2 protein-coding genes are annotated in these 12290 nt (G+C 70.7%); both read left to right on the top strand.

Annotated features, from left to right (window positions below; translation table 11 throughout):
• Positions 1 to 25 precede the first annotated feature (25 nt).
• Positions 26 to 6061, top strand: coding sequence for an AAA family ATPase (locus WMF27_RS27040; protein ID WP_437765987.1), 6036 nt, complete (start codon positions 26 to 28; stop codon positions 6059 to 6061).
• 127 nt (positions 6062 to 6188) lie between these two features.
• On the top strand, positions 6189 to 12206 hold the full coding sequence (locus WMF27_RS27045; protein WP_437765986.1) for an AAA family ATPase: 6018 nt from the start codon (positions 6189 to 6191) through the stop codon (positions 12204 to 12206).
• Positions 12207 to 12290: the final 84 nt, after the last annotated feature.

The following is a 12290-nucleotide window of genomic DNA, read 5'->3' on the forward strand; positions in this document are numbered from 1 at the left end:
ATCCGGCTTTGGACATCCTCCCTGTATGACCGACAGTCCACGTTACCGCGTGCTCGGGGTGCTGCACCAGGGTGCGGACACGATCCTCTACCGCGCGCGGCGCGAGGAGGACGGCCGGCCGGTGGTGCTCAAGGCCCTGCGGCGCGACCACGCGAGCCCCCGCGCCCTCGGCAGGCTCCAGCACGAGCTCGAGGTCGCCAGGGCGCTGAAGTCGCCCGTCGTCGTCAAGGCCTACGGGATCGAGCCGTTCCGCGACCAGGTGACGCTGGTCCTCGAGGACTTCGGCGGCCGCTCGCTCGACCGGTTCATCGATGGGCCGATGTCGATCGAGCGCTTCTTCCCGCTCGCCCTCCGCCTCGCCGCCGCGCTTGCCGAGATGCACCGGCACCACGTCATCCACAAGGACATCAAGCCCCAGAATCTCCTCTACAACCCCGACACCGGCGAGGTGAAGATCACCGATCTCGGCATCGCCTCCCTCTCCCCCCGCGGCGCCCAGGTGCTCGCGCACGACGGGCTCATCGAGGGCACGCTCGCCTACATGGCCCCGGAGCAGACCGGCCGCATGAACCGCCGCGTCGACGAGCGGACCGACCTGTACTCCCTCGGCGTCACCTTCTACGAGATGCTGACTGGCACCCTGCCCTTCCACGCCAGCGACCCCGTCGCGTGGGTCTATTGCCACATCGCCCAGGCGCCGCGGCCGCCCCACGCGCTCGTCCCCTCCATTCCACTCCAGCTCTCCGCCGTCGTCCTCAAGCTGCTCTCCAAGGCCGCCGAGGAGCGTTACCAGAGCGCCCTCGGCCTGCGCCACGACCTCGACACGTGCTTTTCCCAGCTGCGCCAGGGCGGCGCCATCGAGGCCTTCCCGCTCGGACTGCGCGACGTCTCCGACCGGTTCCAGGTCCCGCAGCGGCTCTACGGCCGCGAGCGCGAGATCGAGGCGCTGCGCGCCGCGTTCGCGCGCGTCGTCGCGGGCGGCCGGCCAGAGCTCGTGCTCGTCTCGGGCTACTCGGGCATCGGCAAGTCCTCGCTCGTCGCCGAGCTGCGCGGGCCCGTCCTGCGCGAGCGCGGCTCCTTCCTCTGCGGCAAGTTCGATCAGCTCAAGCGCGACGTCCCCTACCGCCCCCTCCTTCACGCCTTCCGGGACCTCGTGCAGGAGATCCTCGGCGCGAGCGAGCAGCAGGTCGAGCGCTGGAAAGAGCGCCTCCGCGAGGCCCTCGGCCAGAACGGCAGGCTGCTCACCGACATGCTGCCGGAGATCGAGCGCCTCCTCGGCCCGCAGCCGCCCGTGCCCGAGCTCCCGCCCGCCGAGGCCCAGAGCCGGTTGCTCGCCACGCTCCAGCGCTTCGTCGCCGCCTGCGCCCGGAAGGAGCACCCCGTCGCCCTCTTCCTCGACGACCTGCAATGGGCCGACCCCGGTAGCCTCCTCTTGCTCGAACAGCTCGCCACCCTCGCCGGCGACGCGCACCACCTGCTGATCGGCGCTTATCGCGACAACGAGGTCGGCCCCGCGCACCCGCTCCGGCTCACCCTCGCCGAGGTGCAGAAGCGCGGCGCCGCCGTCGGCGACATCGTCCTCGAGCCGCTCTCCGCCGCCCACGTCGGGGCCCTCGTCGCCGAGACGGTCCGCACACCGGAAGCGCAGGTCGAGCCGCTCTCACGGCTGGTTTACGAGAAGACCGGCGGCAACCCCTTCTTCGTGCTCCAGTTCCTCATCGCCCTGCACGACGAGGGGCTCATCACCTTCGACGCCGACGAGGGCGCATGGCGGTGGGACATCGACGCCATCCGCGACAAGGGCTTCACCGACAACGTCGTCGAGCTGATGGTCGGCAAGCTCAATCGGCTCTCGGTCCCGACGCGCGACGCGCTCAAGCTCGCCGCCTGCCTCGGCAGCAGCCTGACCCTCGACACCCTCGCGGTGGTCGCGCGAAGGCCGGCCGAGGCCCTGCGCACGGCGCTCGAGGAGGCCGTGCGGGAAGGGCTGCTGCTCCGACGGGACAGCGCCTATCGCTTCCTCCACGACCGGGTGCAGCAAGCGGCTTATTCGCTCATCCCGCCCGGGCAGCTCGCCGAGGTGCACCTCCGGATCGGCCAGTTGCTCTTGAAGGGGCGGAGGCCGGACGAGCGCGAGGACACGCTGTTCGAGATCGTGGGCCACCTCAACCGCGGCGCCGCGCTCCTCTGCTCCCAGGCCGAGCGCGACGAGCTCGCCGCCCTCAACCTCCGCGCCGGCAGGAAGGCCAAGGCCGCCGCCGCCTACCAGTCGGCCGCCGCACTCTTCGCCGCCGGCATGGCACTCCTCGCGCTAGATCCCCGCGAGCGCTGGGAGACCCGGTACGATCTGGCCTACCCCCTGAGCCTCGAGCGCGCGCACGCCGCCTACGCCACCGGCAGCTTCGAGGAGGCCGAGCGCCTGCTCGAGGAGCTCCTGGAGCACGCGAGGAACGAGCTCGATCGCGCCGCGGTCGTCGAGCTCGCCGTAAGCTTCTATCAGACCCGAGGGCGCTCCGACCACGCCGTCGACCTCGCGCTCGCGTGGCTCCGCGCCCGGGATATCGATCTTCCACTCCACCCCACCGACGCACAGGTCAGGGAGGATACCGAGAGCCTCTGGCAAGCCCTCGGCGATCGGGCGATCGAGGACCTCATCCGCCTGCCCCCCATGGAGCATCCGGAGTGCAAGGTCGTCATGGCCGTGCTGCAAAGCGTGGCCGGCCCCGCGATCTTCGTGGACCAGGACCTGCACTACCTCATCGTCCTGCGCCAGGTGAAGCTCGGCCTGCGCTACGGCAACGCGGAGAGCTCCGCCCACGCGTACGCGGCCTTCGCGCGGATGTTCGGCCCGCGGTTCGGGCGATACCGCGACGCCTACAAGTTCGCAAAGCTCGGCTACGACCTCGCGGACAGGAGCGATCTCCTCACCGTGAAGGCGCTGGTATTCACCCTCTTCGGACAGCAAGTCGTCTTCTGGACACGCCACTACCGGGAGACGTACCCCTACACGCGCGCCGGGTTCAGCGCCGCGGTCGAGTCCGGCGATATGCGCACGGCGTGCTTCAACTGCATCTGGGCTCCGCTGTTCCCGCTGCTCGCCGGCGAGCCGCTGGAGGACGTCCTCCACGAGGTCGAGGAGCGCAGCCGCTTCGTGCGCAAGGCCGGTTACGCGTTCGCCTACGGCGTCCTGGCCAGCGCCCACGCCGTCATCCAGACGCTGCGCGGGAGGCCGGTCCGCTTCTCCACGCTCGACGGCTCCGAGCTGGATCCGCCGGCCTTCGAGGCGCGGCTCGACGAGGGGGATATGCGGGGCGTCCGCGGCCTCCATTTCAGCATGAAGGCCCGGGCGCTCTTCGTCCTCGGCTCTTACGGAGAGGCGCTCGCCGCGGCGACGCGCGTGATCGTCGACCACCCCTTCAGGAGCGAGCCCTACGCGCTCATCGCCGAGAACTGCTATGTTCACGCGCTCTCGCTCGCGGCGCTCGTCGACGCCGACGGTGGCGCGCCCGAGCCGCCCAAGCCGCACGAAGCGCGGCGGTCGCCGGCGCAGGAGCTCCCCGAGGGCCTCCTCGACAGCGAGCGGCAGCTCGGCGAGTGGGCCGCGAGCGGCCCCGACAACTTCCTCCACAAACACACGCTGGTCCGCGCCGAGATCGCCCGGCTCCTCGGGCACGAGCCCGAGGCCATCCGGCTCTACGAGCAGGCCATCTCCTCGGCGCGGGAGAACGGCTTCGTCCAGCACGAGGCCATCGCCAGCGAGCTCGCCGCCCGGTTCTACCGCGATCGCGGCCTGTCCACGCCCGCCGACGCCTACCTGCGGGACGCCCGCGCCGCCTACTTCCGCTGGGGCGCCCACGCCAAGGTCGAGCAGCTCGACCAGCGGTATCCCTTCCTCGTCGAGCGAAAGCCGATCGCCCCCACCGTCACCTTCGCCGTCCGGGCCGAGCAGTTCGACGTCCTCTCCGTCGTCAAGGCCTCTCAGGGCATCTCCGGAGAGCTCAAGCTCCCGCGCCTGCTCGAGATGCTCCTCCGCATCGTGGTCGAGCACGCGGGCGCCGGAGAGGGGGTCGTGCTCCTGGTCCGGGAAGAGCGCCTGTCGGCGGCGGCGGCGATCGCGACGTCCAGGGGTGCGGCGCGGCTGCTCGACGCGGGCGAGGCCCTGGCGGCGCTGCCGCAATCCATCCTCAACTATGTCCTCCGCAGCCACGAGCGCGTGCTGCTCGACGACGCGACGGCCAGGCACCCGTTCTCGGAGGACGAGTATTTCGGCCGCAAGAGGCCGAGATCGGTGCTGTGCCTCCCGATCATGCGGCAGGCCCGGCTGGTCGGCGTGCTCTACCTGGAGAACGGGCTCGTGACCGGGGCGTTCACCCCAGGGCGGCTCACCGTGCTCGAGCTGCTCACCTCGCAGTCGGCCATCTCGCTCGAGAACGCCATGCTCTATGCCGATATCGAGCAGGAGAACGCCGAGCGGCGCCGGGCGGAGCAGGCGCTGAAGGCCAACCAGGTGACGCTCCAGGCCATCGTCGACAACTCCGCCGCGGCCATCTTCCTCAAGGATCGCGACGGCCGGTATTTGCTCGCCAACCGCCACGCAGGGAGCGTCGCCGGCGTGCCGAGCCATGAGCTCCTCGGAAAGACCGACGCCGAGCTCTATCATGGTGCGGACGCCGAGGTCCTCCGAGACAACGACCGGCGGGTGCTCGAGGCGGGCGAGGCGCTGGAGTTCGAGGAGGAGGTGATGATGGAGGACGGGCCGCACACCTACCTGTCGCTCAAGTTCCCGCTCGGCGAGAGCGTCATGCCCGGCGTGGTCTGCGGTATCTGCACCGACATCACCGAGCGCAAGCGCGCCGAGCTCGCCGAGCGCTTCCTCGCCGACGCGAGCCGCCAGCTCATGGCCCTCGGCTACGGCGCCACCCTCGACAGCGTCGCGCAGCTCGCGTTGCCGGCGCTGGCCGACCGGTGCGTCATCGACGTGGACCTCGCCCAGGACGCCCCGGGGCGGGCGGTCACCGCGGGGATGCCGGCCGAGCTCGCAGGCGCGGTGACGGACGCGCTGCGGCCTCTGGCAGCGACGTCGCCGGACCGGCTCGAGATAGGCGACGTCCGCGCCGCACCTCTCCTCGAGCGGCTCGGCGTTCACTCCTTCCTCCGCGTCCCGCTCCTCGCGCGCGACCGGCGCTTCGGCGTCATGACCCTGCTGGCGGCCGCGCCGCGACGCCATTACCGCCCCGCGGACCTCTGGCTGGCCCAGGAGCTGGCGAGCCGCGCCGCGCTCGCCCTCGACAACAGCCGCCTGTTCGCCGAGGCCCAGGTGGCGATCGAGCGCCGCGACGAGTTCCTCCTCGTCGCCTCGCACGAGCTCAAGACCCCGCTCACCTCGCTCAAGATGCAGGCTCACCTCCTCGCCCGGCTCCTGCCCCGCCTCCAGCGCGCCGAGGTCGCTCCGGAGCGCATCGACGCCGCGATCCAGCTCCTCAACCGCCAGATCGCGCGCCTCGCCCACCTGGTCAACGAGCTGCTCGACGTCACCCGCCTCAACGCCGGCCAGCTGACCCTCGCGCGCGCGCTCGTCGATCTGGCGGCCCTGGCGCGCGAGGTCGTCGAGCGGATGCGCCAGCAGCTCACCGACGCCCGCTGCCGCACCCAGCTCGATCTGGACGAGCCCGTGATGGGACACTGGGATCCGTCTCGCATGGAACAGGTCCTCATCAACCTCCTGTCCAACGCGATCAAGTACGGCGCGGGAGGCCTCATTCACGTCATCGTGCGCCGCGAGGGCGCTCGTGCTGTGCTCGTCGTCCGCGATCACGGCATAGGGATCGCCGAGGCCGACCAGGCCAGGATCTTCGAGCGCTTCGAGCGCGCCGTCTCCGTCCGCAACTTCGGCGGCCTCGGCCTCGGCCTCTACATCGTTCGGTGGATCGTCACCTCCCACGGCGGCACCATCCGCGTCGAGAGCAGGCCGGGCGCGGGCGCCGCGTTCATCGTCGAGCTGCCTTTGCGCCCGCCGGAGGCCGAGACGGAAGGCCAGGGCACCTTTCTCCCGCCGGCGTGAGCGTTCACCGGCGGCCGAAGCCGGCGCAGCTCCGCGCCGTTTGCTCGTGACGGGTCGCAGCGCCTTTGGCAATGTACCAAGTTGAACCGCAGCAAGGCGCAGACGTCCCGGATTCAAAGATTCTCCTATGCCCCATAGTCCACGTTACCGCGTGCTGGAGGTGCTGCACCAGGGTGCGGACACGATCCTCTACCGCGCGCGGCGCGAGGAGGACGGCCGGCCGGTGGTGCTCAAGGCCCTGCGGCGCGACCACGCGAGCCCCCGCGCCCTCGGCAGGCTCCAGCACGAGCTCGAGGTCGCGACGGCGCTCGCTTCGCCGGTCGTCGCCAGGGCCTACGGGATCGAGCCGTTCCGCGACCAGGTGACGCTGGTCCTCGAGGACTTCGGCGGCCGCTCGCTCGACCGGTTCATCGATGGGCCGATGCGCGGGATGTCGATCGAACGCTTCTTCCCGCTCGCCCTCCGCCTCGCCGCCGCGCTTGCCGAGATGCACCGGCACCACGTCATCCACAAGGACATCAAGCCCCAGAATCTCCTCTACAACCCCGACACCGGCGAGGTGAAGATCACCGATCTCGGCATCGCCTCCCTCTCCCCCCGCGACGCCCAGGTGCTCGCGCACGACGGGCTCATCGAGGGCACGCTCGCCTACATGGCCCCGGAGCAGACCGGCCGCATGAACCGCCGCGTCGATGAGCGGACCGACCTGTACTCCCTCGGCGTCACCTTCTACGAGATGCTGACTGGCACCCTGCCCTTCCACGCCAGCGACCCCGTCGCGTGGGTCTATTGCCACATCGCCCAGGCGCCGCGGCCGCCCCACGCGCTCGTCCCCTCCATTCCACTCCAGCTCTCCGCCGTCGTCCTCAAGCTGCTCTCCAAGGCCGCCGAGGAGCGTTACCAGAGCGCCCTCGGCCTGCGCCACGACCTCGACACGTGCTTTTCCCAGCTGCGCCAGGGCGGCGCCATCGAGGCCTTCCCGCTCGGACTGCGCGACGTCTCCGACCGGTTCCAGGTCCCGCAGCGGCTCTATGGCCGCGAGCGCGAGATCGAGGCGCTGCGCGCCGCGTTCGCGCGCGTCGTCGCGGGCGGCCGGCCAGAGCTCGTGCTCGTCTCGGGCTACTCGGGCATCGGCAAGTCCTCGCTCGTCGCCGAGCTGCGCGGGCCCGTCCTGCGCGAGCGCGGCTCCTTCCTCTGCGGCAAGTTCGATCAGCTCAAGCGCGACGTCCCCTACCGCCCCCTCCTTCACGCCTTCCGGGACCTCGTGCAGGAGATCCTCGGCGCGAGCGAGCAGCAGGTCGAGCGCTGGAAAGAGCGCCTCCGCGAGGCCCTCGGCCAGAACGGCAGGCTGCTCACCGACATGCTGCCGGAGATCGAGCGCCTCCTCGGCCCGCAGCCGCCCGTGCCCGAGCTCCCGCCCGCCGAGGCCCAGAGCCGGCTGCTCGCCACGCTCCAGCGCTTCGTCGCCGCCTGCGCCCGGAAGGAGCACCCCGTCGCCCTCTTCCTCGACGACCTGCAATGGGCCGACCCCGGTAGCCTCCTCTTGCTCGAACAGCTCGCCACCCTCCCCGGCGACGCGCACCTCCTGCTGATCGGCGCTTATCGCGACAACGAGGTCGGCCCCGCGCACCCGCTCCGGCTCACCCTCGCCGAGGTGCAGAAGCGCGGCGCCACCGTCGGCGACATCGTCCTCGAGCCGCTCTCCGTCGCCCACGTCGGGGCGCTCGTCGCCGAGACGGTCCGCACACCGGAAGCGCAGGTCGAGCCGCTCTCACGGCTGGTTTACGAGAAGACCGGCGGCAATCCCTTCTTCGTTCTCCAGTTCCTCATCGCCCTGCACGACGAGGGGCTCATCACCTTCGACGCCGACGAGGGCGCATGGCGGTGGGACATCGCCGCCATCCGCGACAAGGGCTTCACCGACAACGTCGTCGAGCTGATGGTCGGCAAGCTCAATCGGCTCTCGGTCCCGACGCGCGACGCGCTCAAGCTCGCCGCCTGCCTCGGCAGCAGCCTGACCCTCGACACCCTCGCGGTGGTCGCAAGGCGGCCGGCGGAGGAGCTCCGCGAGGCGCTCGAGGAGGCCGCGCGGGAAGGGCTGCTGCTCCGACGGGACAGCGCCTATCGCTTCCTCCACGACCGGGTGCAGCAAGCGGCTTATTCGCTCATCCCGGCCGGACAGCTCGCCGAGGTGCACCTCCGGATCGGCCAGCTGCTCTTGAAGGGGCGGAGGCCGGACGAGCGCGAGGACACGCTGTTCGAGATCGTGGGCCACCTCAACCGCGGCGCCACGCTCCTCCGTTCCCGGCCCGAGCGCGACGAGCTCGCCGCACTCAACCTCCGCGCCGGCAGGAAGGCCAAGGCCGCCGCCGCCTTCCAGTCCGCCGCCGCACTCTTCGCCGCCGGCATGGCACTCCTCGCGGACGAGCCCCAGGAACGCTGGGAGACGCAGTACGCGCTGACCCACGCCCTGAGCTTCGAGCGAGCGCGCTGCGCGTACATCCTCGGCAGCTTCGATGAAGCCGAGCGGCTGCTCGAGGAGCTCACGGATCGCTCGATGACCAGGATCGAGCGCGCCTCCGTCGTCGAGCTCGCCGTCGCCTTGCACGTGACCCGCGGGCAGAGCGCCCGCGCCGTGGAGCTCGGTCTCTCCTTCCTGCGCTCTTGCGACATCCATCTGCCAAACCACCTCACCGACGCGCGCATCGACGAAGAGACCGAGAGCGTATGGAAGGCCCTGGGCGACCGGGCGATCGAGGGCCTCATCCACCTGCCCCCCATGACGCACCCGGAGATCAAGATCGCGATGAGCATCTTGAAGAGCGTGTCCGTCGCTGCGTATTTCGTGGACCAGAACCTGCATCACGTGGTCCTCGAGCGCATGGTCACGCTCAGCCTCCTCCATGGCAACGCCGAGAGCTCCGCCCATGCGTACACCGCCTTCGCGCGGGTGCTCGGCCCGCGGTTCGGGAGATACAAGGAGGCTTACCTGTTCGGCAAGCTCGGCTACGACCTCGCGGAGAGGAGCGAGCACCTCACCACGAAGCCCACCGTGTTCTTCCTGTTCGGGCAGCTGACCGTCTTCTGGACGCGCCATTACAGAGAGACCTACCCCTACAATCGCCTCGGCTTCAACGCCGCCGTGGAGTGCGGCGATTTGAACAACGCATGTTACCATTGCGTCTGGGCGTCGGTGTTCCCCCTGCTCTGCGGGGAGGCGCTGGAGGACGTCCTCCACCTGACCGAGGAGCGCCTCGGCTTCGTGCGCAAGGCCGGCTACGCGTTCATCCATGGCATCCTCCTCAGCGTCCGGCACCTCATCCAGACGCTGCGCGGGAGGCCGGTCCATTACGCGATGCTGGATGGCTCCGAGCTGGATCAGGAGGCCTTCGAGGCGCGGCTGCCTCCGGGATCCTCGTACGGAGCTCATAGCTTGTATTACAGCCTGAAGGCGCAGGCGCTGTTCCTCCTCGGCTCTCCCGCGGAGGCGCTCGCGGCGTCGACCCGTGTCGTCGTCGATTACGACTGGAGGATGGACGCGTGCGCCGAGATCCCCGAGACCTTCTATGTTCACGCGCTCGCGCTCGCCGCGGCGTTCGACGACGCGCGCGACGCGGCGGCCTCGCCAGAGCGGGAGCTCCCCGAAGGGCTCCTCGCGTGCGAGCGGCAGCTCGGCGTGTGGGCCGCGAGCGGCCCCGACAACTACCTCCACAAACACACGCTGGTCCGCGCCGAGATCGCCCGGCTCCTCGGGCGCGAGCCCGAGGCCATCCGGCTCTACGAGCAAGCCATCTCCTCGGCGCAAGAGGGCGGCTTCGTCCAGCACGAGGCCATCGCCTGCGAGCTCGCCGCCCGCTTCTACCTCGACCGCGGCCTGTCCACGCCCGCCGTCGCCCACCTGCAGCGGGCGCGGGCCGCCTACTTCCGCTGGGGCGCGCACGCCAAGGTCGAGCAGCTCGACCAGCGGTATCCCTCCCTCGTCGAGCGAAAGCCGATCGCCCCCACCGTCACCTTCGCCGTCCGGGCCGAGCAGTTCGACGTCCTCTCCGTCGTCAAGGCCTCTCAGGGCATCTCCGGTGAGCTCAAGCTCCCCCGCCTGCTCGAGACGCTGCTGCGCATCGTGGTCGAGCACGCGGGCGCCGCAGAGGGGGTTGCGCTCCTGGTCCGGGAAGATCGCGTGTCGACCGCAGCGGCGATCACCGCGTCGGGGAGCGCCGCGCGGCTGCTCGACGCGGGCGAGGCCCTGGCGGCGCTGCCGCAATCCATCCTCAACTATGTCCTCCGCAGCCACGAGCGCGTGCTGCTCGACGACGCCTCCGGGCGGCACCCGTTCTCGGAAGACGAGCATTTCGGCCGCAAGAGGCCGAGGTCGGTGCTGTGCCTCCCGATCGTGCGGCAAACGCGGCTGCTCGGCCTGCTCTACCTCGAGAACAACCTCGTCACCGGCGCGTTCACCCCCGGGCGGCTCACCGTGCTCGAGCTGCTCGCCTCGCAGTCGGCCATCTCGCTCGAGAACGCCATGCTCTACACCGACATCGAGCAGGAGAACGCCGAGCGGCGCCGGGCGGAGCGCGAGCTCCGCGAGAGCCAGGCCACGCTGCAGGCCATCGTCGACAACTCCGCCGCAGCCATCTTCCTCAAGGATCGCGAAGGTCGGTATCTGCGCGTCAACCGCCAGGCGAGCGACGTCGCCGGCCTGCCGAGCCATGAGCTCCTCGGAAAGACCGACGCCGAGCTCTTGCCTGCTGCGCTCGCCGAGATCATCGGCGATCACGATCGGCGAGTGCTCGACTCGGGCGAACCGCTCGAGTTCGAGGAAGAGGTGATGATGGAGGACGGGCCGCGCACCTTCCTCTCGGTCAAGTTCCCGCTCGGCGAGGAGGTCATGCCCGGCGTGCTGTGCGGCATCTCCACCGACATCACCGAGCGCAAGCGCGCCGAGCTCGCCGAGCGCTTCCTCGCCGAGGCGAGCCGCAAGCTCATGGCCCTCGGCTACGGCGCCACCCTCGAGAGCGTCGCGCAGCTCGCCGTGCCCGAGCTGGCCGACCGATGCGTCATCGACGTCGACCTCGCCCAGGACGCCCCGGGGCGGACGGTCACCGCGGGCGTGCCGGCCGAGCTCGCGGGCGCAGTGATGGACGCGCTGCGGCCCCTCGCAGCGACCTCGCCGGAGCGCCCCGAGATAGGCGACGTCCGCGCCGCGCCCCTCCTCGAGCCGCTCGGCGTTCACTCCTTCCTCCGCGTCCCGCTCCTCGCGCGCGACCGGCGCTTCGGCGTCATGACCCTGCTGGCGACCGCGCCACGGCGCCGCTACGGCCCCGCCGACCTGTGGGTCGCCGAGGAGCTCGGGCTCCGTGCGGCGCTCGCCCTCGACAACAGCCGCCTGTTCGCCGAGGCCCAGGTGGCGATCGAGCGCCGCGACGAGTTCCTCCTCGTCGCCTCGCACGAGCTCAAGACCCCGCTCACCTCGCTCAAGATGCAGGCTCACCTCCTCGCCCGGCTCCTGCCCCGCCTCCAGCGCGCCGAGGTCGCTCCCGAGCGCATCGACGCCGCGCTCCAGCTCCTCAACCGCCAGATCGCGCGCCTCGCCCACCTGGTCAACGAGCTGCTCGACGTCACCCGCCTCAACGCCGGCCAGCTGACCCTCGCGCGCGCGCCCGTCGATCTGGCCGCCCTGACGCGTGAGGCCGTCGAGCGAATGAGGCAGCAGTTCGCGAACGCCCGCTGCCGCATCCAGCTCGATCTGGACGAGCCCGTGGTGGGCAACTGGGATGCTTCTCGCGTGGAGCAAGTCGTCATCAACCTCCTGTCCAACGCGCTCAAGTACGGCGCAGGCGCCCCCATTCACGTCGTCGTGCGCGGCCTGGAAGGCCGCGCGCTGCTCGTCGTCCGCGATCACGGCATCGGGATCGCCGAGGCCGATCAGGCCAGGATCTTCGAGCGCTTCGAGCGCGCCGTCTCCGTCCGCAACTTCGGCGGCCTCGGCCTCGGCCTCTACATCGTCCGGTGGATCGTCACCTCCCACGGCGGCACCATCCGCGTCGAGAGCGCGCCGGGCGCGGGCGCTGCCTTCATCGTCGAGCTGCCTTTGCATGCGGCGGAGGCAGAGACGGAAGGCCACGGCACCTTTCTCCCGCCGGCGTGAGCGTTCACCGGGGGCCGAAGCCGGCGCAGCTCCGCGCCGTTTGCTCGTGACGAGGCGCGGCGCTTTTGGCAGTGTACCGGGCTG

The sequence above is a fragment of the Sorangium sp. So ce281 genome (assembly GCF_051527395.1).
Taxonomy (GTDB): domain Bacteria; phylum Myxococcota_A; class Polyangia; order Polyangiales; family Polyangiaceae; genus Sorangium; species Sorangium cellulosum_B.